The sequence below is a fragment of the Nonomuraea sp. WAC 01424 genome, from assembly GCF_003947315.1.
In the GTDB taxonomy this organism is placed as follows: domain Bacteria; phylum Actinomycetota; class Actinomycetes; order Streptosporangiales; family Streptosporangiaceae; genus Nonomuraea; species Nonomuraea spiralis.
This window is the reverse complement of record NZ_QHHZ01000019.1, coordinates 137,366-161,083: the sequence shown is the minus strand read 5'-3', so window position 1 is coordinate 161,083 and position 23,718 is coordinate 137,366. Positions and strand designations below refer to the sequence as shown.

Annotated in this window: 15 protein-coding genes and 1 pseudogene; 13 read left to right on the top strand and 3 right to left on the bottom strand. The window is 69.1% G+C overall.

All coding sequences use genetic code 11. The features are described from left to right. The first annotated feature begins 87 nt into the window (after window positions 1–87). From DMB42_RS42290 to DMB42_RS42270, 5 genes are all read left to right on the top strand, one after another. A complete protein-coding gene (locus DMB42_RS42290; RefSeq protein ID WP_125644974.1) occupies window positions 88–2,949 on the top strand; it encodes an NEW3 domain-containing protein in 2,862 nt (953 codons plus the stop codon). Window positions 2,950–3,207: 258 nt separating this feature from the next. After that, on the top strand, window positions 3,208–4,086 hold the full coding sequence (locus tag DMB42_RS42285; protein WP_125644972.1) for a TIGR03619 family F420-dependent LLM class oxidoreductase: 879 nt from the start codon (window positions 3,208–3,210) through the stop codon (window positions 4,084–4,086). Between the two features lie 169 nt (window positions 4,087–4,255). Further along, window positions 4,256–5,089, top strand: coding sequence for an SDR family oxidoreductase (locus tag DMB42_RS42280; protein ID WP_125644970.1), 834 nt, complete (start codon window positions 4,256–4,258; stop codon window positions 5,087–5,089). 10 nt (window positions 5,090–5,099) lie between these two features. Next, window positions 5,100–6,419 (top strand): MFS transporter, encoded by a 1,320-nt coding sequence (locus DMB42_RS42275; RefSeq protein ID WP_125644968.1) that lies wholly within the window; start codon window positions 5,100–5,102, stop codon window positions 6,417–6,419. A 127-nt stretch (window positions 6,420–6,546) separates the two neighbouring features. Continuing rightward, on the top strand, window positions 6,547–7,161 hold the full coding sequence (locus DMB42_RS42270; RefSeq protein WP_125644966.1) for a TetR/AcrR family transcriptional regulator: 615 nt from the start codon (window positions 6,547–6,549) through the stop codon (window positions 7,159–7,161). Between the two features lie 59 nt (window positions 7,162–7,220). Here DMB42_RS42270 and DMB42_RS42265 read toward each other — a convergent pair whose 3' ends face one another. Then, entirely contained in the window at window positions 7,221–9,383 is a 2,163-nt protein-coding gene (locus DMB42_RS42265) for an MMPL family transporter (protein ID WP_125644964.1), read from the bottom strand. A 22-nt stretch (window positions 9,384–9,405) separates the two neighbouring features. Then, entirely contained in the window at window positions 9,406–9,954 is a 549-nt protein-coding gene (locus DMB42_RS42260; protein ID WP_125644962.1) for a TetR/AcrR family transcriptional regulator, read from the bottom strand. 634 nt (window positions 9,955–10,588) lie between these two features. Between DMB42_RS42260 and DMB42_RS42255 the strand changes: the two genes are divergently transcribed. The 5 genes from DMB42_RS42255 (at window position 10,589) to DMB42_RS42230 (ending at window position 19,083) form a co-directional block, all read left to right on the top strand. Beyond that, a complete protein-coding gene (locus DMB42_RS42255; RefSeq protein ID WP_125644961.1) occupies window positions 10,589–13,261 on the top strand; it encodes a hypothetical protein in 2,673 nt (890 codons plus the stop codon). A gap of 518 nt (window positions 13,262–13,779) precedes the next feature. Then, entirely contained in the window at window positions 13,780–14,937 is a 1,158-nt protein-coding gene (locus DMB42_RS42250) for an FAD-dependent monooxygenase (protein ID WP_125644959.1), read from the top strand. 529 nt (window positions 14,938–15,466) lie between these two features. Next, on the top strand, window positions 15,467–16,093 hold the full coding sequence (locus DMB42_RS42245; RefSeq protein WP_260478263.1) for a TetR/AcrR family transcriptional regulator: 627 nt from the start codon (window positions 15,467–15,469) through the stop codon (window positions 16,091–16,093). A gap of 267 nt (window positions 16,094–16,360) precedes the next feature. Beyond that, window positions 16,361–17,614, top strand: coding sequence for an MFS transporter (locus DMB42_RS42235; protein ID WP_125644957.1), 1,254 nt, complete (start codon window positions 16,361–16,363; stop codon window positions 17,612–17,614). Further along, entirely contained in the window at window positions 17,611–19,083 is a 1,473-nt protein-coding gene (locus tag DMB42_RS42230) for an amidohydrolase family protein (protein ID WP_125644956.1), read from the top strand. Before DMB42_RS42235 ends, DMB42_RS42230 begins: the two co-directional genes overlap by 4 nt. Before the next feature lie 830 nt (window positions 19,084–19,913). Here DMB42_RS42230 and DMB42_RS55525 read toward each other — a convergent pair. Next, window positions 19,914–20,093, bottom strand: a complete 180-nt coding sequence (locus DMB42_RS55525; RefSeq protein WP_260478262.1) for a hypothetical protein — start codon at window positions 20,091–20,093, stop codon at window positions 19,914–19,916. Here DMB42_RS55525 and DMB42_RS56500 point away from each other — a divergent pair. The 3 genes and pseudogenes from DMB42_RS56500 to DMB42_RS42215 form a co-directional block, all read left to right on the top strand. Next, window positions 20,059–20,436, top strand: a pseudogene (locus tag DMB42_RS56500) (recombinase family protein); the annotation flags it as partial. The gene DMB42_RS55525 and the pseudogene DMB42_RS56500 sit on opposite strands and share 35 nt — an antisense overlap. A gap of 43 nt (window positions 20,437–20,479) precedes the next feature. Then, window positions 20,480–20,686: a hypothetical protein gene (locus tag DMB42_RS55520; RefSeq protein ID WP_260478261.1), complete on the top strand. Its 207-nt coding sequence runs from the start codon at window positions 20,480–20,482 to the stop codon at window positions 20,684–20,686. Between the two features lie 305 nt (window positions 20,687–20,991). Further along, a complete protein-coding gene (locus tag DMB42_RS42215) occupies window positions 20,992–23,673 on the top strand; it encodes a hypothetical protein (RefSeq protein WP_125644954.1) in 2,682 nt (893 codons plus the stop codon). Window positions 23,674–23,718 lie beyond the last annotated feature (45 nt).

Here is a 23,718-nt window from a genome sequence, read left to right as displayed (position 1 = left end):
TGACATATGAGCATGGGCCTACTCATGCGCATATGCGCCCGTTCCCTGACCCTGAAGGCCGGTAGCAGCCGACGCAGGGAGCAAAAGATGGGAACCTGGGCGCGACGGGGCGGGCCGCTGGCCGCCGCCTGGCTGGTGGTGGCGGGCCTGGCGGCCCTGCCGGTCGAGCACGCCGAAGCGGCGGCGGCCACGCAACCCGTGACGATCCGCATCATGTCGGTCGAGTGCGCGTCCGCCTGCGACGGCACCGGCATCGAATCGGCCGGCATGGGCCCGCCGGACTTCTACGGGGTCCTGTCCATCGGCTCGCAATCGATGACGACGCCGGTCGTGCCCGACAAGGCCCAGGTGTTCGCCCCGCAGGGCTGGACGCTGACCGCCGACGTCCCCACCTCCCTGCCGGAGGTCGAGCTCGTCGTACAGATCAAGGACGAGGACCCGGGCGTGGACCCCAACGGCGACGACGTGGCCGACATCTCGGCCAGGAGCGGCGACACCTCCGCCCGCATCAAACTGAACCTGGTGAACGGCAAGCTGTCCGGCGACCTCACCGACCCGACCGGCTGCACCAGAGGTGGCGGCGACGGCCACCCCGTCCAGGTCTGCTACGACATCCGCCCCTACAGCTTCGAGGACGGCGACGGCGACAGCTTCACCGACTACGCCGAGTACCGGGGCCTCGACTTCGACAACGACGGCACCATCGACCTGCACCTGGAGCAGTGGGCCGACCCGCGGCGGCGCGACCTGTTCGTGGAGATCGACTGGATGACGGGGTTCGCACCGCAGAACGGCGTGCTGCCCGCCGTCGAGCAGGTCTTCGCCCGTGCCCCCGTCACCAACCCCACGACCCGCCAGCAGGGCCTGGCACTGCACCTGATCCCCGACGAGGAGGTCCCCTACAGCGAGGCGCTGCGCCTGGAGAACGACCGCGACCCCAACGTGACCGACTTCGACGATCTGAAGTGGGGCAGCCCCGACCTGACCTGCGCGCACGGCGGCGAGGACGGCCACTTCGGCACGTCCGCCGACCGCTCCAGCCCGCTGTGCGAGCAGATCCTGCTGTTCAAGCGGCTGCACTTCCGCTACGGCATCTTCGCCAACGGCCTCTACCCGCCCACCGTGCCGGGGCCGAACAACACCCCGGTGCCCAACACCTCCTCCGGCCGGGCCGAGCTGGACGACCGCGGCGCCAACCTCTTCACCGTCACGCTCGGCCGGCTCGCCGCGCAGATGAACCTGGCCGACTTCGGCGGCCGCGCCGCCACGGAGGAGGCCACCCTGCTGCACGAACTCGGCCACACCTTCGGCCTCGGGCACGGCGGCCGTACCGACAACGGACGCGTGGACCTGATCAACTGCAAGCCCAACTATCTGAGCGTGATGAACTACCCCCTGCAGTTCGCCACGGCGGCGTCCCTGCCGGCCAGACAGCAGCTCGACCCCAACCGGCCGCTGGACTACCAGCGCCTCGACAACGTCCAGACGCTGAACGAGGCGGCGCTGGACGAGACGGCCCTGCCGGGCGTGGCGGGCGCGGGCTCGCGGCTCATCATCTGGGGCGGCAACGGGGCGAACCTCTGGTTCCACGACCCGGCCAACGGGCAGCTCAACTGGAAGGTCGACCTCCTGCCGAGCGGCGGCCCCCGGCTGGAGCGCTCGGTCGCCGTCGATCTCAACCACCTCACCATGTTCACCGGGTGCGACCAGCCCACGCCGGGACAGCAACTGGTCAGCCGTCCCGACTGGGACCGTCTCGTGTACGACTTCAGCAGCAGCCCGCTGTTCTCCGACGGCGTCCATGGCACGCCCCCCGACGAGATCGACGCCGTGGACCTGCGGCGGCTCACCGCGGCCGACCTCAACGTGACCAAGACCGTCGACAAGAGCGACGCCCTGCCCGGCGACGAGCTCACCTACACGATCACCGCGGGCAACGCCGGACCCGGCGCCGCCACCGCCGTCTCCGTCACCGACACCCCGCCCACCGGCCAGGACGTCACCCGTACCCTGCCCGACCTGCCCGCCGACGGGCACGCCGAGCAGAAGGTGACCTACACCGTGCCGTGCGCGGTCACCGACGGCCAGGTGCTGACCAACCGGGTGAAGGTCACCGGCAAGGACGCCGCCGGACAATCCGAACCCGACTGGATGCTGACCGACAACAGCGCCACCGCGGACACCACCGCCCACACCCCCCGCCTGTCGCTCGCAGTGGAGGGCACGCCGTCGGCCGGCGCGGGTGAGACGCTCACGTACACCGTCACCTACCGCAACACCGGCTCCGCCCCGGCGACCGGCGTGGTCCTCACCCTGGAGGCGCCCGACGGCGTCTCACCGCGTACCCTGCGCCAGGAGGTGGGCACGGTGGCGGCGGGCGCGTCGGGCACCGCGCGGTTCGCCGTCCGTACGAGCCTGCTGACGGCGGGCGGGAGCGCCGTCACGGTCGGGGCCTCGGCCGCGTACGGCGGGGCGGGCGGTTGCGCCTACCCGGCCGCGAACGCCACGGCCACCAGCACCGTCACCGAGCAGCCGCCCGGCCGCAACCCGCAGATCTCCGCACTGTGGCTGCTGCGCACCGGCAGCCTGCCGGCCGAACTGCTGGCCCGCGTCCAGGCCACCGACACCCGGTTCGACGGCGCCGACGGCTCTGCCGCCGACGGCGTGCTGACGCCCGCCGAGGTACGCCGGGTACTGCTGAACCCGGTGACCCCGCTGAGGGCCGAGCTCCTGACCGTCTACCTCAACCTGGGGGAACGGCGGGTCAACGCCTCCACCCGCGTCGAGTCCCTGATCGCGACCAAGCTGGGCACCGCGACGGTGGCCGCGGCCGCCAGGCACGCCCAGGCGACGCTGGCCCTGCCGGGCACGCCCGCCAACCTGCCCGCGTACGCGACGGCCGAGACCCTGCTGACCTCGATCAACCTCAACCTCAGCCCGCGCTACTGACCTGACGGGCAACGGCAGCCGCGACGGTGTCGCGGCTGCCGTTCCCCGTTGAACGCGCGCCACCGCCCGCTGCGCCGCCCTCAGCCGGTGAACTCGCTCGCCAGCAACCCCATCATCAGGTAGTCGTACAACTTGCCCCCGGTCAGGAAGGACTCCCGCTTGCGGCCCTCCTGGACGAAGCCCACGCGCTCGTAGGCTCGGATGGTGGCGGCGTTCTCCGCTTCTCAAGTGGAACAGGTTCTATTACGCTCCGCTTCTATGCGGTTCACCTATGCCGAGTCCATGACCGACCCGTCGTACTACGTCCCGCTGGCCCAGGCCGCCGAGGCGGCGGGATACGCGAGCGTCACCGTGGCGGACTCGATCGTCCACCCGAAGGAGTCCGACGCGAGCTACCCGTACGCCCTGGGCGGCGATCGGGAGTTCCTGGAGGACAAGAGCTTCATCGAGACGTTCGTCCTGGCCGCGGCCATGGGAGCGGCGACCTCGACGATCCGGTTCACGACGTTTGTGCTCAAGCTGCCGATTCGCCCGCCGGTGCTGGTCGCCAAACAGGCGAGTTCGATCGCCTGCCTGACCGGCAACCGGCTGGGCCTCGGCGTGGGGCTCAGCCCATGGCCCGAGGACTTCGCGGCGATGGGGGTGCCGTGGTCGCGGCGCGGCAGGCGGATGGACGAGGCCATCACGGTAGTCCGCGGCCTGACCAGCGGCGACTACTTCGAGCACCATGGCGAGTTCTACGACCTGCCGCCGGTGAAGATGTCCCCGGCGCCCAGCGAGCCGATTCCGATCCTGGTCGGCGGGCACAGCGAGGCGGCACTGCGCCGGGCCGCCCGGCTCGGCGACGGATGGATGCACGGCGGCGGCGACGCCGACGCGCTGGACGCGCTGCTGGCCAGGCTGGCCGCCCTGCGGGCCGAGGAGGGAACGGCCGACCGGCCTTTCGAGATACACGCGATCTCCTCCGAGGCCTACAGCGCGGACCGGGTCAAGCGGCTGGCCGACAAGGGGATCACCGACCTGATCGTCGGTTTCCGGTGGCCGTACGTGAAGGGTCCCGACACCGAGCCGCTGGCCAGGAAGATCGAGAAGCTGGAGCGCTTCGCCGAGTCCGTGATCTCCAGGATCAACCCCTAGCGGCAAACGAGAACAGGTTGTAGACACGCGGCCGGGCAGCTTGAGAGCGGCGTCCATCACGGACGAGTATCGAGGCGATCACGCGGCATTCTCGGAGCTAGCAAACCGACTGATCAGTCAGTAGGCTCGCCGACGAAATTCATGGCAGCTTCGAGCAAGGGACACCGCGATGCCTGGATCTGATCAACTCGCCGGCCGTACGGCGGTCATCACCGGTGGGGCCAGCGGCATCGGGGCCGCGCTCTCGGCCGAACTCGGCGCGCGCGGGATGTCGGTCGTCGTGGCCGACATAGACGGCGCCGACGCCCGGCGCCTCGCCCGCGAACTGGGCGAGAGCGGGATTCCCGCGCTCGGCATTCGCGTCGACGTCTCCGACCCCGAGTCGGTCGACGCCCTCGTGCAGGCCAGTTACGCCGAGTTCGGCTCCGTCGAGGTGCTCTGCAACAACGCGGGCGTGCTCGCCTTCGGCACGGTCGCCGAATCGTCGCTCGGTGACTGGCGCTGGCTCTCGTCGGTGAACATCGAGGGCATGCTCAACTGCCTGCATGCCTTCCTGCCGAGGATGCGCGAGCGGACCGGGTGGCGGCACGTGATGAACACCGCGTCGACCCATGCCTTCCTGCCCGACCCGCAGGGCACGTCCCTCTACAGCGCCACAAAACACGCCATCGTCGGCCTCTCACTCGGGCTGCGGGCCGAACTCGAGCCCGACGGCATCGGCGTCACGATTCTGTGTCCCGGCCAGGTGGCGACCCGCATCCTCGACTCCCAGCGCAACCGGCCCGACGTGTTCGGCCCCCCGGCGGCCGAGTTGTTCGGAACGGGCACCGTCCCGATGGCCATCGAACCCGGTGAGGTCGCGCGCGACGCCGTCGAAGGCATGCTGCGCGGCGCCCCCTTCGTCTTCTCGCTTCCCGCGCACGACCACGACCGGTTCCGGTCCCAGGTCGAGGAGCTGTGGCGGCTCGCGGGCGATGCCCTGAACGACAGCGTCGAGCCGTAGGGACATCACGATGGACGAGCGGCTCCCGCACCAGTCCCCGCCGCAGACTCACGCGGCCGGCGTCTCTTCGACCGCGCCCGCGCCTCCTGAGTCGTCCGGACCCGGCGATCGGCGCCGGGAGGACCGCGGTCTGCGGCGGCTGTTCGTCACCGTGCCGTTCGTCAGCGCCGCCGCACCACTGGGCTACGCCGTCTCGGCCTACTTCCTGGCGCTTCAGGTGCAGGCCATCGACAACGCGGCCAAGGTCGAGAACCTGACCATCGTCAACACCATGAGCGCGCTCGCCGCGATGATCATCCAGCCGCTCGTCGGCGTCCTGTCCGACCGCACCCGTACGCGCTTCGGCGCACGCGCGCCATGGATGCTGGCCGGAGCCCTCATCGGCGCCGTCGGGCTGATCACCGCGGGACTATCGACGACTGTGACTCAGCTGGTCGTGGTCATGATGGCCGTACAACTCGGCTTCAACGCCTTCCAGGGTCCGCTCGCGGCGATCCTGCCCGACCGCGTGCCCTCCCGGCTGCGCGGACGGTACTCGACGCTCACCGGGCTCGGCGCGATCGCCGCGGCGATCGCGGGCCCGGTCCTCGCTTCCGCCTTCGCCACCCGCATCCCCGTCGGCTACGCCGGCTTCGCGGGCGTCATCCTGCTGATCATCGTGGTGTTCGTCGTGGTCAATCCCGACACCGACAACCGCGGTGTGGCACGGCCGGCGTTCTCCGTCCCGGCGTTCCTCAAGGCGTTCTGGGTCAATCCCCTGCGCCATCCCGATTTCTTCTGGGCGTTCCTGGGCCGCGTGCTCATCTTCGGCGGCTACTACATGGTGCAGACCTTCAACATCTACATCGCCCAGGAGTACATCGGCCTGAGCCTCACCGAGGCCGCGCGGCTGGTTCCCCTGATCGGACTGATGGGCCTGCCCGGGTTCATCATCGCCATCGCGGTGTCCGGGCTCCTGTCGGACCGTGTGGGCCGGCGCAAGCCGATCGTCCTGGTCGGCGGGCTCATCATCGCCGCATCGGCGCTGTTCCCGCTGATCTTGCCGAGTGTGGCCGGTCTGATGATCTCGACGGTCGTCCTGACCATCGGCTTCGGCGTCTTCATCTCGGTGGACCAGGCCCTCGTCTCGGAGGTCCTGCCCAGTGAGGACGACCACGCCAAGGATCTGGGCGTGATCAACATCGCCGCGACCCTGCCGAACACGATCGCGCCCGTCGCCGCCGGCGGCATCGTCACGATCTTCGGAGGGTACGCGGCGTTGTATCCCGTGGTGGCGATCGTCGCGGGCGCGGGCGCTCTGGCGGTTCTTCCGATCAAGAGGGTGCGCTGACGGGGCAAGGCGCCCTCCCGAGCGGCCGGCCACACGGGTGAACGGTAGGCTGGCGCGGAAGAAATTGGGCCTTGCGCAACCATGTCCGCCTGCGTCGAGCGAGGCACCCGGACGACAGGAACGACGGATGGCGAAGACGCATGACGCCGAGCGAGCCGGTGCCGCCCGGCGCGCCAAGATCGTGAGCGCCGCCCTCACGCTGTTCGCGGTACAGGGCTACCGGGGGACCTCCCTCGCGGCCATCGCCAGGGAGGCCGGGATCACCCAGTCCGGCCTGCTGCATCACTTCCCCACCAAGGAAGCTCTGCTGGCCGAGGTGCTCGCCGAACGCGACCGGCAGACCTTCGACGCGGTCGAGGTCGGCCGCGAGTACGAGGGGCCGGCCATGGTCCGCACCCTGGAGATCGTGTACGACATGGTCACGCGGAGCCGGCAGAACCGCGAGCTCACCCGCATGGGCCATCTCGGCGCTTTCGGCTCGAACGACATCCCGGAGATCGCGCTGGAATGGGCGCGGGAGCGCGTCCGCACGTTCCGCGCCCATCTGGCCGCCGTGGTCAAGGAAGGCGTCGCGGCCGGCCACGTACGCGCGGATGCCGACCCCACCGCGGTGGCATCGCTCATCATCGGCACCATCACCGGCCTTGAGGAGCAGTGGCTGCTCGACGAGTCCTTCGACATGGTCGCGGCGATGGGCGCGTTCACCCGGATCCTGCGCCGCGACCTGATCATCGAGGGCTAGCGCCGCCCTGGCCCGAACCGTGGGCGAAGCCCGTGCGGCCTCGCCCACTTGATCGGGTGTCAGACCTTGACGGCGTTCCTGGAGTCGTCACGCTGCCGGTCGGCCTCGTTCCCGCGCAGGCTCTCGCCTTCGATGTCGAGATTCGGCAGGACCCGGTCGATGGGCCGGGGCAGCCACCAGGCCGCGCGGCCGAGCAGCGACATCGCGGCGGGCACCAGGGTCAGGCGGACGACGAACGCGTCGACGAGCACCCCGACGGCCAGCGCGAAACCGATGGACTTGATGATCGGATCGTCCATGAACACGAAACCGCCGAACACGGCCGCCATGATCCCCGCGGCGTCGGTGACGACGCGGGCGTTGTGGCCCAGGCCGTTGACGGTGGCCTGCTGCGGGCTGTCGCCGTGAACGAAGTCCTCACGCATGCGGGAGACGAGGAAGACCTCGTAATCCATGGCCAGCCCGAACAGGATCCCGATGAGCAGGATCGGCAGGAAGCTCACCAGCGGCCCGGGAACGTCGACGCCGAACAGGTCGGCCAGGTGTCCCTGCTGGAAGATGGCCACGGTGATGCCGAACGTGGCGCCGACGGTGAGCAGGAAGCCCAGCGCCGCCTTGAGCGGCACCAGCACTGAGCGGAAGACCAGCATCAGCAGCAGGATCGACAGCCCGACGACGAGCAGCAGGTAGACGGGCATCGCCTCGGCGAGTTTCGCCGACACGTCGATGCCGATGGCGGTGGCACCGGTCAGGGCGATGTCGGCGCCCCGGACACCGGCCACGCGCTCCCGGATGGAGCGCACGGCCTCCTCGGTGGCCGCGTCGGTGGGGCCGGCCTTGGGGATGACGGTCATCAGTACGGTGGTGCCTTGCTGATTGGGCTGCGGCGGGGAGACGTGGAGCACACCGTCCGTGCTCTCGATCAGCCGCGCGGCCTGCTCGGCGGCCGTGCCGGTGGCCTCGGCGTCGTCGCCGGAGACGACGGCGATCAGCCGGCCGTTGAAGCCGGGCCCGAATCCCTCGCTGATCAGGTCGTGGGCCTCGCGGGCCGCCGAGCCGGAAGCCGCGGTGCCGGCGTCGGGCAGTGCCAGGCGCATGTCCTGGGCGGGCAGGGCCAGCGCGCCCAGCCCCACAACGCCGGCCAGCAGAATCGGGACGCGCAGCCGGGTGACGAACCGGCCCCAGCCGTACCCGAAGCCCTCGCGCCCGTGGCCGGGCATCCGCCCGCCACGCTGCCCGCGAGGCAGGACGCGGGCGCCGGCGAAGCCGAGCATCGCGGGGAGCAGGGTGAGGGCGACCAGCACGGCCAGGGTGATGGTGCCCGCCGCGGCCAGGCCCATGACGCTCAGGAAGGGGATGCCGACCACGGCGAGGCCGGCCAGGGCGATGACGACGGTGGCGCCGGCGAAGACCACGGCGGAACCCGCGGTGCCGATCGCACGCCCGGCGGCCTCCTCCGCCTCCATGCCCTCGGCGAGGTATTGCCGGTAGCGGAAGGTGATGAACAGCGAGTAGTCGATGCCCACGGCCAGCCCCAGCATCAACGCCAGGATGGGCGCGGTGCCGGTCAGCTCCAGCACCCCGCTGAGGGCGAACAGCCCGGCCATCCCGGCCGCGACGCCGATCAGCGCGTTCAGCAGCGTCATGCCGGCGGCCACCAGGGAGCCGAAGGTGATGAGGAGGACCACCGCGGCGACCAGGACACCGAGCGCCTCAGTGGAGCCGATCTCCCCTCCGGCCTTCATGATCTCGCCGCCGTGCTCCGCCCGGAGCCCGCGCGCGGAGGCGCCGACCTGCTCGTACGCCGTACGCTGCGCCGCGCTGACCTCGTCGGCCGGGGTGTCGAACTGGACCTGGACCAACGCGTAGCGGCCGTCCGGAGTGACCGAACCGGCCGTGAAGGGATCGATGGCGGCGATCACACCGGGGACTCCACCGGCCTCCCGCACGACGGCCGCGACCGCGGCCTTGTCCAGTTCCCGTCCTTCGGGCGCGGCGAGGACGATGGTTCCGGTCACGCCACCGGCCTGCGGGAACTGCACCCGCAGGGAGTCGAGCGCCCGCTGGGACTCCGTGCCGGGGATCGAGAAGTTGTCAGTGGTGGGACCCATGAAGGCGGCGGCCGCCCCGCTCAGCAAGGCGAGCAGAAGCAGCCAGACGGCCAGCACACGCCCTCGGCGGCGGAAGGAGAACCGGCCGAGCCGATACAGCACAGAAGCCATGAAGGATGTCTTTCCTCGAAATTCAACGGGGGTCGTGGCCGAGCGTGCGCAGGGCGCCGTCGACCAGCTCGGCACGCAGGTCCTCGTCCGGTACCGGCACGTCACTGGCGCAGGTCACCGATACCGCGCCGATGACCATGTAGGCGGTGACCAGGCCCCGGGACTCGGTCGAGCCGTCCACCATCGCGGCCATCAGCCGCCCCACGACGGCGGGCACGGCACCCAGAGCCGGATGGCCGGCCAGCACGGGAATGTCCTGGAACAGGACCTTGACCTCGCGCCGGAACCGCATGGCCAGATCGACGAAGCCGGTGACGGCCGCCTCCACCGCTTGGTCTCCCTCCAGTCCGGAAAGCCGGGCGTCCAGCTCTCCCAGCCCTTCACCGGCGGGGGTCAGCAACTCGGCGAGGATTGCCTCCTTGCTGACGAAGTAGTAGAGCAAGGACGCCTTCGAACAGCCGACCACCTGAGCGATGTCGTGCAGCGAGGTGCCCTTGTATCCACGCGTGGCGAACAGACTCAACGCCGAGTCCAGGATGTGGCCGCGCAGGGCGGAAGCGGGACGTGCCATGCCCTTCACCATAACTGTCCGATCGGTCAGCTCTGACCGATCGGACAGGATTCGACTGTGGCCTTCCTCACGACGCGACATGGGTGGTTTATCGTCGGTGACTCTTGGTAGTCAGCTATGTCAGGTGTGCCGCCTCGCTACTACCGGTCTGGGCGGGACCGGCCGGCGCATGCAGTTCCTGGAAGCCTGGGGCCGGGGCGGGAAGGGATAGCGCCGTACAGCCCATGAGTCAGTTGCGGGATGCCGCGACACCGATGGTGGCCGGATGAGGCCACACGAGGGCGGTGTTTACGGCTGTCTTGTTCCGAGGCTGGTGGGACCGGGGTGACAGGGCCGATGATCTCCCCTCTTGGCGGCCAGGTCGAAGGTCGGGTGCCCGGCGTCTTGGACCTGCGGCTTCGCGCCGAGGCAGAGGAACGGGCGCTGGCGCTGCCGATCGTGGCGCGACGGGACGCCAGGGCGAGGGCGAGGGGTAAGAGGGGATCCGTAATAGAAAGGTGAGTCCTGCTCCGGTTGTTTCGGTCCAACCTGACAAGTTGTGATCCTCTCTTGATCATTGTGGGCGTCAATGCGCTCTTTTAGCGTCATCGGCGTGGGCCCGCAGGGCCTGACCGGGAGGCGAACGATGGCGTTTATGCGGGCCAAGACCACAGGATTCACCGGGATCATCCCGACCCGGGAAGCCCCGTGGAGGGCGATGTTCCTGCGGGGCGAGCGGGTCGCGCAGATCAGCGAGACGGCGCTGGTGTGGGAGGGTCCGCTGACAGACATCCACCAGGGGGCGCTGAGGCTGCCCGAGCCGTACGCCAGCTGCACCGAGGCAGCGCTCGACCTCCACGTGCCGTACACCAGCACGCGGATGGTGTTCATCGCCGGCGACCGGTGCCTGGACTGGGAGTGGAACGTCGGACAGAAGTACGAGGGGCCGATCACCGGCCTGCCGGACTTCGGGCCCCACCTCCCGGCCGAATACCGCAGCGACGTGGACGCCGTGATGCAGGTGGCGGGCACACCGTGGAAGACCCTCCTGATCAAGGGCGAGCGGTGCGCGCTGCTCGTCTGGGGGCGGGGCGTCGAGTACGAAGGGCCTCTGATCGGACGAGGTGAGGCGGGGTGGAAGCTGCTCCCCGCGCACATGCGCGGCGACTTCGACGACGCCCTGATGCTCTACGCCGGAGGCAACAACCGGACCGTGTTCATCAAGGGCGACCAGGCGATGGACTTCCACTGGATCGACGGCCCCACGAAGATCGGCACGTGGGCGCAGGTCCTGCCGGGGCTCGGCGCCCTACCCGCCGCCTACCGGACTCCCCGGCTGCCCGCCGCCGGACGTTTCTCCGGGACGGCCGACGGCGAGCGGATCGATCTGCGCATCGACCTGACGGGCGCGCTGCCGGTGATCTCCGGTGACACGTTCGACGTGGCTGACGACGCCTACGTCAACTCCTTCGTCCTGCAGGGCAACCAGGCCGTCACGCTGCCCGCCACCGTCTCCGGCACCGCGACCTTCGCCAACCCCACCCAGATGCCCAAGATCTCGGTGCAGGTGGACAAGCTCGCTCCCGGCGGCACCGCCGTCCTGACCCGCAGCACGGCCGACGAGACCGGTTCCACCACCACCTACACCTGCACGTACGTCTCCCGGTTCCTGCGCACCATCGACTGGGAGGTCGACGCCATGGCCGGCACCAAACCGGCCGCCCAGTACGCCACCACCACCCACCCCCGCCCGACCGGCCTGGCCAAGAAGATCGTCACCGTCCAGTCGGCCTTCGCCGAGGCCGGGATCGAGCTGCGCACAGCCGGCACCGTCGTCAACGAGGTCGGCGTCCAAGGGGCGGGAGCGGACCTGATGTGGTCCAACGCCGAGCTGCACGCCGCGATGGAAAACAACTTCAGCGGCCACAAGAACACCGAGCAGTGGAAGCTGTGGAGCTTCATCGCCACCCGCCACGCCGACAACGACAGCACCCTGGGCATCATGTTCGACCGCGAAGGATCCCCGCGCCAAGGGATGGCCATGTTCTGCACCGACCTGGAACAGACACAGATGGCCGGAACACGCGGGGAGCTGCACACCTGGGTGCACGAGATCGGCCACGCCTTCAACCTGGTGCACAGCTGGGACAAGGAGATCGCCGAGCCTCGGCAGCCGCTCGGGCCGCGGGGCGGCTACGGCGACCTGTCGTGGATGAACTACGAGCATAGGTATCAGGGGCCGAACGGAGAGAAGGGCGAGGACGCCTTCTGGGCGGGCTTCCTCTACCAGTTCACCGACAACGAGCTGCGGCATCTGCGCCACGGCTTCTACCGCAACGTCGTCATGGGCGGTCTGGGCTTGAAGGTGGGCGTCGGGGGCGCCTACCGCGTTCCTCTGAAGGAGTTCACTCTGCCCCCTGCCGGCCGGTCGGGACTGCGGCTGGAGCTGTACGGACGCGAGTCCTTCTCCTACGGCGAGCCCGTCGTCACCGAGATCAAGCTGTCCCTGGACGGCACCACCGGCCAGGCCGACGCCTTCCCCAACCTCAGCCCCCGCGGCGAGAACCTGACCATCCTGGTCACCGACCCGGCCGGAGCCATCCACCCCTTCCTGCCGATCGCCCGCGGCTGCGGCAGCCGCCACCGACGCGTCACCCTCGACGCCGCCACCCCAGCCCTGTACGACAGCGCCTACATCGGCTACGGCGCCGACGGCCTCACCTTCCCCACACCCGGCACCTACCGGCTGCGCGCCCTGTGCAAGGTCCCCGACGGCTCCACCGTCGTCTCGGCAGAGCGCACCATCCAGGTCAGCTCCCCGCGCGACGAGCAGGACCGGCAGGCCGGTGACCTGCTGATCGGCTCACAACAGGGCACCCTGCTGGCCCTGCTCGGCTCCGACGCACCCCAGCTGTCCGACGGCAACGCCGCCCTGGACCGGCTCATCGCCACCCACCCCGACCACCCGCTGGCCGTCTACGCGCTGATGGTCAAGGGCACCAACGCCGGACGCCACTTCCAGACCCTCGGCAAGAACGGCATCACCGTCCGGCCCGCCGACACCGCCACCAGCATCGAACAGCTCGGCGCCGTCGTGGAGACCACCCTCGACCCCGGCACCGACGCCGGCGTCGACAACATCACCCTCAACGAAGCCATGCGCAGCCTGGCCCGCGCGCACGCCCGCGCCCACGACCTCAAACAGGCCGACGCCGTCCTGGACCAGATGGTGGAGACATTCCGCGAGAAGGATGTCCCGCCGCCGGTCCTGGCCACCATCGCCGAACAGGCCGAAACCACCCGCACCCAACTCCACGACCAGGCCTGACACCCGGCCGCGACCATCCGCGCCGCCCGCCTGAGCGCTACCGCCGATGGTGGCGCTCAGGCGGGCGGCCGTGTCGGAACCTGCTACCGGCGAACGCGTCGCGCCGGCGCAAGTTGCACAGTCCGGGCCGGGGCCGGCACAGAAGGGGAAAACGGGTCCGCGTGGCTGAGTCTCCCGCCGACGGGGTCACGCCCTCAAGAACCCGTGAGCCTGCATGCCTGACATGACTGACAGGCCTTCAACCGGATGACCAGCAGGTTCGCTTGATAAGCCTAGATGAACTGTTAGTTCAGCAGGAGACACGGTGCATCAGGCGTCGGACGCGAACCTGTGAGGGCCGTTGAACCCCGACCTGCTCAAGTGAACCCCGACCTGCTCAAGCGTGATCATCGCAGGTCAGGGATATCCGTTGGATTTTCCGCCATTGCTACCGGGACCCCCTGAGCTTCTCACCCGCGCAGCATTACCTGACCAGAAACCGGCGTCGACCTGCGGGGAAGCACTACCAAGATCGGGTCATGGCCCCTTTCTCACGTATTCAGTTCCCAGCCCAGAAAGAGCTGCGCACCCGGGCGCGGACCAGGCTGCGCGGCTCCTATTCCCACCACTACCGGCGCGGCCTGCCCAAGCTGCTCACGCAGGGGAACGTGGTGCGCGAGGCGGTTATGTACGACGCTCCCCCCGTGCCGGGCGCGCCCCATCCGGGCAGCCTCATGGTGGGGCAGCAGTTCACCGAGGCGGCCCTGCGCGAGAAGCTGGCATCGCCCGGCACCCGGGTGGAACTCGGCGGCGAACTGGTAGAACTCACACAGGACCGCGACCAGGTCACGGCATCCGTCCGATTCGACGGGCAACACCAGGACATCCGGGCGCGCTACCTCATCGGATGCGACGGCGGCGGCAGCACCGTGCGCAAGCAGGTCGGGATCGACTTCCTCGGAGAGACGTGGGAGCAGCAGCGGATGCTGTTCGGCAATCTCCGCGTCGGCGGACTGGACGCCTCGGTCGCGCACATGTGGGCCGCCGGCCCCGGCGGCGGCATGCTGACCCTGGCCCCCATGCCGAGAAGCGGAACCTGGTTCTTCACCGCGCCGCTGCCGCCGGATGACGGCCAGGGGACCTCCCCGGTCTCAGTGGAGACCTTCGCCGACATCTTCTCGCATCGAGTCGGGACGTCCGGGGTGCGCTTCCACGATGCGGTCTACCTTTCGGTGTACCAAGTCAACATCCATATGGTGGACCGGTATCGGGACGGCCGCGTCTTCCTGGCGGGAGACGCCGCCCACGTGCACACGCCTGCCGGCGGCCAGGGCATGAACACGGGCGTACAAGACGCCTACAACCTCGGTTGGAAGCTCGCGCACGTCCTGCGCGGAGCGCCCGAACCGCTGCTGGACACCTATGAGGAGGAGCGTCTGCCGATCGCCGAGCACGTGCTGGCCTCGACCACCGCTCGGGGCAGGTTCTGGACCAGCGACGACTCCGCACGCGTGTCGGAGCGCATCGTCGGCGCGTTCCAAGGCCGGGACCCGTTCAGCGACGTCAGCCAGCTGAGCATCACCTACCGAGGCAGCAGCCTGGCCCGCGACTTGGATGAGGCGATCGGCATCCGTGCCGGCGATCGCGCCCCGGACGCTGGGATGACCAATCCGTGGCCGACTACCTCGAACGAGTGACCGGTGATCGAGCGCACCGCTTCGAACGTGGGCGGCATGCTCTGGGGACTCCGTCCTGATGCGTGGTGTGGCCGCGGCCGCGAGGTCTGCGTCGACCACGTCGCGGGCGGATCGATGCCGTGACCAATCGACTCCGGCACTTCGTACGTCTTCAGGAACGCATCCGGCAGGCTGAGACCAAGATCGCCATGAGTCCTACGGCGGTTCCTGCGGCAGACGTGAGGCGTGCGAAGGGTCCGGCTCTCCGCTTCGAGCGATCTGTCGCTCGCCGAGGCCGCTCGCGCAATCAGCTGTTGCGGTCATGACCTTGGTGTCGGCTGACAGGGCCTGAGAGTGGGGACGGGTCTTGCGCGCGGCAAGATGAGAAGCGCGACCCGCTCATCCGCCGTACAGAAAGACCCGTCCATGCATCGCCGTCATGCCCAGCTGTCCGTTGAGGGCTGCGCCAGGCATAAGGCGCCGTAGATGGATGAATGGGCGGCAGCGGCAGTAAAGTGACCATGCGCCCACGCCGAATAGGCGCACGCCCATGCGTCAATTGCTCGCAGGAGGACTCATGCCGACGGGTGTAGCCCTACGCGATGCACGGGCGCGGCTGTTCGCCGCCGCCGAGCGGGTCCTGATGCGCGACGGCGCCCGAGGGCTGACCAGTCGCGCCGTGACGGAGGAGGCAGGGGTCGCCAAGGGAGTACTGCACCGTCACTTCGCGGACTTCGACGACTTCCTGGCCGAGCTCGTCCGCGACCGCATCGCCCGGTTCGGAGCAGAGACCGACGAACTGACCGGGGCGGCCGGCTCGGCCACCCTGGTCTCCAACCTGGCTGAGGCTCTGACCCGCATCTTCACGCCGGTGAACCTTGGCCTGGTGGGCATCGTGATCGCCCGGGACGATCTGCGGTCCCGATTGCGCGCGACGACTCCGTACGGCATCCCCATCCTCACCGAGGCCGGCGCCGGCCTCGCGGCCTACCTGGATGCTGAGCGCCGCGTCGGTCGTGTCACGGCGGACACGGATGCCCGCACGCTTGCCCTGACCCTGATCGGCACCGGTCACCTGCTGTTCGCCGGGGAACTCGGCGCGCTGCCCGACGCCTCGGCCGTCCGGGAGATCGTCGAGGCGATCACCGTCGGTGCGGAGCCAGGAATTCGTCCCTGACGGCCCGTCGTGGCCGCGTTCGCGGCACCAGGTGAGCCGGAAGCCCACCGCGGCGCGGCGCGCGTTCCAGGTGTCGACCGCCCTGGGACGTTCTGGGGCTCATCGCCTGGACCCGGGTGGAGCACCATCGAGGCGTTCACCATTGGTGGATAGATCTTGGTGCAATCGCACCGCCGACGGCCCCGACTTCATGTTCCTGCACGAAGCACTGCCGGGTGACGTGATGGAGGGTTGCTGGAACATTGATCTAGCTCCGGAGGCCTGTGAATGAGACTTGCCGAAGGCACGTCCACCTTGGCGCCCGCGCAAATACGTAAAACGGCTACCGTCACCGTCGGCCTGCTCATGGGCGTCTGGGTGATCGACTACGTCGATCGAGTGATGATGGCCGTCGCGTTGCCGTTCATCGGCGAGGAGTTCGCGCTCACCAAGACCGAGCAAGGCTCGCTGATCACCGCCTTCTCCCTGGTCTATCTGCTGTGCCAGGTGCCGGGTGGCATCCTCGCCGACAAGTTCGGCGCCCGCCGCCAGCTCATGGTCTCTCTGTTGCTCTGGTCGGTCTTCACCGCCCTCACGGGTATCGCCTGGGGTCTGGCATCCCTTCTCGTCATCCGTGCTCTCTTCGGCGTCGGTCAGGGCCTCTTTCCCGGCGCGTCCTTCAAGGCCATCGCGGAACGCACCACCCCTGCCGTCCGCGCCACCGCCGCCGGCGCCATGCTCGCCTCCAACCAGCTCGGTGCCGGCGTCGCCCCGCTCATCGTCGCGCCGCTCATCCTCGCCCTCGGCTGGCGCCACACCTTCTGGGTCACCGCCGCCGCCGGCGTCGCCATCGGCGTTCTGCTCTGGAAGCTGCTGCCCAAGGCGCTGCCGGCCCACCTCAACGGCTCCGACGTCGTTCAGGACAAGGGGACCAGCCTCGGCGCCGTCATGCGCTCGCCATCGGTCTGGAAGTTCGCCGCCCTCTTCTGCACCACCAACATGCTCGGCTACGGCTTGATCACTTGGGTGCCCAGCTACCTGCTGGAGGAGCGCGGCATCTCCCTCATCAACACCGGTGTCATGTCCGCCATCCCCGGCCTGGTCGCGTGCGCGACCGCCTTCCTCGGCGGCTGGCTGTTCGACCGCTTCTTCCACGACAGGGCCCGGCTCTACGTCATTCCCCTGCTCCTGGTCACCGCCGTGCTCCTGGTGCTCATGCTGATGGCCGACTCCGCTGTCGGGTTCACCGTCTACCAGACCCTCGCCATGGGCGTGGCGGGTCTTTCCACGATGGGCATCCTCGGCATGCCCGTGCGTGCCCTGCCGCCCGCCTTCATCGGATCCGGCATGGGCGTCGTCAACGTCGGCGGCCAGATCGCCGGCGTCCTCGCCCCCGTCCTCATGGGCTTCCTGGTCGACAAGTTCTCCTACACCGCTGCTTTCGGCCTGCTCATCGCCACAACCGTCCTCGGCGCGCTGATCGCGTTGATCGTGCCCCAGCGCCCTGAGCAGTTCAGCCTCGGAACGAAGGAGCTCGCGTGACGACATACGATCTGGTCCTCACCCGCGGCCGGGTCATCGACCCCGAGACCGGTCTGGACGCCGTACGCGACGTCGGCGTCAACGGCGGGGTCATCCAGGCCGTCTCCGACCAGCCGCTCGACGGCGTCACCATCGTCGACGCGACCGGCCTGGTCGTCAGTCCGGGCTTCATCGACCTGCACAGCCACAGCATGGACGTCGCCGGCCACCGCCTGCAGGCGCTCGACGGCGTCACCACAGTCCTGGAACTCGAGGCCGGCGCCTACCCGGTCGCCGCCGCCTACCGCAGGGCCGAGATCGAGGGCAGACCCCTCAACTACGGCTTCGCCACCTCCTGGGCCGTGGCCCGTATGTCCGTCCTCCTCGGCCTCGACACCAGCGGCGACCTGAGGGATGACTTCCTCGCCAACATCGGCCGCGAGGAATGGCAGCGCGCCGCTCCGCGAAACGTCGTCGACCGTATCGTCGGCATGCTGGAGCGCGACCTCGGCGATGGCGCGCTCGGCATCGGCATCCTCGTCGGCTACGCGCCCCGCGTCGATCCCTCCGAGTACCTCGCCGTGGCCGCCCGCGCCGCCCGCGCCGGGCTGCCCACCTACACCCACGCCCGCGAACTTGTCGAGATGGATCCCACCACTCCCGTCGACGGCGCCGAGGAGGTCGTCCGCGCCGCCGCCGAGACCGGCGCGCACATGCACTACTGCCACGTCAACAGCACCTCCATCCGCCATGTCGACCGCGTGCTCGGCCTGGTGGAGAAGGTTCGCGCCGAAGGCTCGCGCGTCACCACCGAGGCCTACCCCTACGGCGCGGGCATGACCGGCGTCGGCGCGGCCTTCCTCGCCCCGGAGCTCCTCCACCGGCGCGGGCTGACCCCGCACTCCATCGGCCTGCTCGGTGCCGAGGGCCGTATCCCCGACGCCGACACCCTGCGTCGAATCCGCGAGAGCGAACCCGGTTCGGCGGCTTTCGTCCACCTGCTCGACGAGGATGACCCCGCCCAGTTCGACTACATCCAGCGGGCCCTCACCTTCACCGACGCCGCTGTCGCCACCGACGCCGTCCCCCTCCTGTGGCGCTCGGGGGCGCCCGACCCGCTCTCTTGGCCGCTTGGGCCCGGCGCCGTCACCCACCCTCGTACGGCCGGCACCTACGGCCGGACGCTACGCAGGCTCGTCCGGGAGAACGGTGTCCTGTCGCTGCCCGAGGCTGTGCGCCGGTGCACGCTCGTCCCCGCCGACGTGGTGGGCTCGGGTGTTCCGGCGATGCAGCGCAAGGGCCGTGTTCAGGTGGGCTGCGACGCCGACCTGACCGTTTTCGCCCCCGAGACCGTCAGCGACCGTGCCACCTACACCGAGACGGTCAGGCATTCCTCCGGGTTCGTTCACGTCCTTGTCGGCGGCCGGTTCGTGGTCCGCGACGAGCATCTGTTGCAGACCGCCCTGCCCGGGCGCGCTGTCAGAGCCTGATGCATGGTCCGGGTCGTCTGGTTGACGGCCTCGACCGCCGTTTCGGGGCCGGGCTCCGGTCCAAGCCTCAGCAGGCCGTGACCCGGCCGGGTTCCGAATTGGTCAGCACGACCTTCTCTGCGTCTTGCCGCGCGCCCATTCCACCTCAGCCAGCGACGGGGTGAACACCTCCGCCAACTCCCGAGCGGACACTGCCCGCGCGAACCTCGGGTAGGCCGTCCGATCGATCGACGCCACACGAACCCCTGGAAACCGTCACCAATCAGCGCGAACCATCAGATCTTAACGACCGGTGATCAAGCCCGCGGCCCGTTTCTGTCGTATTCCGGAACCGCCGCATATTGGAGTTGCCCCGGTTCGGTAGACACGATGGTTATCTTGGGATGTTGGCCTGTTCTCGCAGGTCGGAGCGTGATGATCTTGTCTGGCACGTAAGGCACGTGGGCCAGCACTGACGGCGTGCTGTATCGAGGGCGTGCCCACGTGTCCGGCTGAGTTCGTAGTGACGGGCGGGTCGAGATCAGGGCTGGGGCCGGATCCGGTCAGCCGTCATGTTCGGCAGTCAGGTCTCCGGCATGAGGGGGCCGAGATCTCGGGCGACCTCGGCCAGGGCGCGGATGAGCTCGGTGTCCGACTCGCTGCGCCACACGAGTGCGTACGGCAGGTGCCCATGTCGGTGACCAGCAGGATCTCTCCTACGTCATCGATGATGACCTCCTGAGATCCTCGGAAGCGGGCGCCGCGGCGTACCGTCGAAGTCCAACCCTGGCCTCCTGCGGGGTCGCGCCCGGTTCGCCGTGCCGGTCGCGTTCGGGCGCGGTGGCCGGCACCTACCACACCGGCCGGTTCGCCAAGGTGCCCCGGCTGGCCGAGCTGCTGCGGGTGGCCACTCCCGCCGATCGGAACCCGGGCCGGCCCTGGCGGCCGGGCACGCCGCCGCCCCCGCCGCTCAGCGACGACAGGCCGACGGCCGACATCCGGATCGGGTACGCCCGCTGCTCTGCCCTCACCCAGGAACTGCAGTCCCAACTGGACGCGCTGGCCGCACACGGCATACCGCGCGAGAAGATCTTCGCCGAGAAAATCTCCACCCGGGTGAAGGTGCGTCCCCAGTTCGAGGCGGCGCTCGCGCTGGCCCGCCAGATCAAGGCGCACGCCCCGCACTGCCGCTTCATCCTGACCGTGTATGAGATGAAACGCCTCGGCCGCGACGCCGCCGAGCTCACCGCCCTGGCCGACCACCTCACCGCACACGGCCTGGTGCTGGAGATGCTCGCCGGGCCGCTCGCCGGGATCTACGACCCGTCCGGGCCAGGCCGGATGCTGTTCGCCTTCTTCGCCGCCATGGCCGAGACCGAACGCGAGGCCATCCGCGACCGACGACATGCTGCACACCGTGCTGCGTCGCAAGGCCGCCGGAGAACGCGTCGAAGACATCCGCAAGGACCTGATCATCCCCACCGGCAAACGCAAGGGCGAGAACCCGTCCCTGGCCAGCATCTACCGGGCCCTTGCCGAGCACGAGAAGATACAGGCCTACCCCGAGGCCGCCGAGCAGGTGCACATCGAGTTCGCCATGCTCCAGGCCGACGCTCGCCGTTGACCTTCATGCTCCATCATCACAACGAGCTTGATGGTCGCAAACCCTTCGCATCGCGCCGCGGGCACCGACCCAGTTCAACCGCCGACTGTCCCTTTCTTGGTCTGCTCCCTGCAACCACGGTGTCTTTCTGGCGTACTCCGGCCGTACCTCAACGGCGCGGTGCTTGCCGCCGGCGCATCCGATGGCGAGGCGCGCGGACGCGGACATGGCTCAAGACCGGGCGCTGACTCAAAGGCGTAAGTCGAGATGTCACAGTTTGGCGCAAGTACTGGATTGCCGTTGTGACTAATCTCACTATTGACGGCGTGATGTCCAAGGACGGGCTCATCCGCATCGCCGTCGCCGCAGGCTTCGCGCTGGCAACTTTCGGCATCTATGTCTGGGTCACCCTCGTGACAGCCCCGGCCCTGCAATCGCCGGACCCGCCGCCGCCCACGCCGTCATGCCTCCCCGTCACACTGGGCGAGTCCGCTTGGAGCATGCCTTCCGGCCCCACTCCCAGCTGCATCTCCGTCACTTCAGCCATCGACAAGGCGCATTTCTGGTGGCAGCCCGGACACCCCCGGCGGGTCGCGCACTCCGCGGTGAGCGTGACGCCCGCAACTAGTGCCGAGGTGGCCACGTTCCCCTTCAAGAAGGAGGCGAACAAAGATTCCACGGTCGGTCCGCCAGCACCTGGCGCGGCGTTCGCCAAGGTGAGCATCACGCACACGGTGCGGCTCGGCCGAACCGACCCAGTGCTCAAGGAGCTGTCTTCCTTCGCCGACGCCTCCGAGCTCACTAACTTCATCCAGTCCGCGTTCGGGAATATGGACACCGACTCCTCCTCCTACTACTACGGAACGTACTTCTATCCCCCGAAGCTGGACGCGGCCAGGCCCGACGGCAGTGTCCCCGTCACCTTCACCGCAATCGGATACAGCCAGTACCTGGAGAACAGTCCGCTGATCGGACTGGAGCTGACGCCCCCGGACACACCCAGTACCGCGTCATCCACTCCTCCCTTCAAGCGGCATACGGTCCACGTCTCGCTCACCGGCTGGAGCGTCGCAGGCGTCACCGGACAGGTCCCGTCCTCGCTCCGGCTCGGCTCCCTCGACCTGGCCGGGCAGACGAGCACGCACATCGCCCTGGTACTGACCGGCTCTGATCCCTCGCCCCCAGAGCTCGACACATACCTAACGGACGGCACGCTGCCGTCCGTGACTGAGCCTGAGACTGAGCCTGAGTCTGAGCCTGAGCAGCGAGAGTACGAGCTGCTCCTGGGTGAGCTCGTGGAGACCGTGCTATTGGGAGTGACCTCGCTCGCCCTTGCTTTCATGCTGGCACGGGCGCTCGGCCGCGCGTGGTGGCGGCGCCGCTCGAACTGGGCCCTGATAGCGACCTTCACAGTGTTCGCGGCGCTGTGGTTCCAGTTCACCCGAGATCTCAAGGAAGTGGGTGGGCTGCTGCTCCTGAGCGGGGTGGCCGTGCGTCACGCCGTCCAGCGGCTCGGCGTGCCGCGCTGGACAGCAAGCCGGTGGGTGTCGTACGCCTGCGCCGTCGCCCTGACAGCCGGGCTCGTGATGGCCGCCTGGCTCCTGTACGTCACGAAGGGTGCCGCCACCTGGGCAGCCGCGTCGCTGCTCGCGCTCGTCATGGCGCTGCTGTTCCTGCCTGGCCGGCGCGCGTGGGCGCTACCGTCCGCAGCGCTGGCCGCGCTCGGTCTCGCTGTGCTGCTCTTCCTGCGGGCTGGCATCTTGGCAGATTTCTCCGGCTGGCTCCTGCTCGTCGTTCTGCATCTGCTCTGGTGGCCCATACTGGTGTCGGGGCTGGCGGTGAGCACGCGACGTTGGTCCATCACGGACGCCCTCCTGTGCCTGGCCGCCCTCATCGCCCTCGATGCCATCTACGTGACGAGCCCACAACAATTCGTGACCGCCGAGTTCACCGACAACAGCTTCATCCCGCTCGCCGTACCGCTCGTCGTCATGACCTTCCTGGTCATCCGGCTCTGCCGGCTCGGCCGCAGCCCGGACGCGATCGGCAAACCGGAGGCGTACGCCACGGCCGTCGTCGTCCTGATGACGCTCTACCTGGCCCCGGCGACGGGCGGCGTGGGGGTCTCCTCGCTGCTGTCCTGGGCTGCGGTCGCCTGGCTACTGTCCGGGACCACCGCGCGGCAGCTGCCCAGCCTCGTCATCACCTCGCTGCCCGCCCACCGGTCGGCGATCCAAGCCGCCATCCGACGTAGATTCATGCGCTCCGCGGAGCGGACCCTCTTTCGCACCGGACGCGACCGGATCGCCTCCGGCGAGCTCACCGTTACCGACTACGAAGGGCAGTCCAGAGCTCTGGAACAGGCCATCGCCGACGAGCGCGGAGCCGCGGTCGATCCCGATCTGGCCTTCGCTACGACCGCCGCTCGGCCCCCATGGGAGAGCGGACTGATCGGGGCCGGCGTCGCCCTCATCCTCACTGTGCCGCTGGCCCTGATCCACCAGTGGCCACTCGGCAGCAACTCGTTCGCCATCCTGTACGCCTCGCGCTCCCTGCTCACACTGCCCGCGTTCGGCTTCTTCTTCGGCTACTTCTACCCCCGCGTCCGCGGCACCCGCCCGCTGACCAAGGCGCTGCACCTGCTGCTCGCCGCAGCCGCGGTCCAGATCTCCACCAAGCTCACACAGTTCGCTGGCACCGAGTTGGACACCATGGAGAAGCTCGCCCTCCTGGGCGTGGTGGCCGGTGATACGGCACTGTTCGCCATCGGCCTCGGCCTGTTCTGGGAATGGCGCCTGATGCGGCTGGCTGAGGAGCCATGGAACAAGATTCGCAACGTACGGAGCATCCGAGCGCTGGCCGCCCCGCTCTCCGCGGTGCTCATCGCCGCGGTGACCGCGGTGACCACCAACTTGGCGAGCGGCATCACCGACTCCTTCAGACCGGCGCCCCTGCCGCCACCTTCCTCCGCCGCGCCCCCGACCACTGAGCAACTCAGGCACAAGTAAACAACGCCAAACGCTCGTCCGCACAGTAGCCAGGGCGGTGCTGGT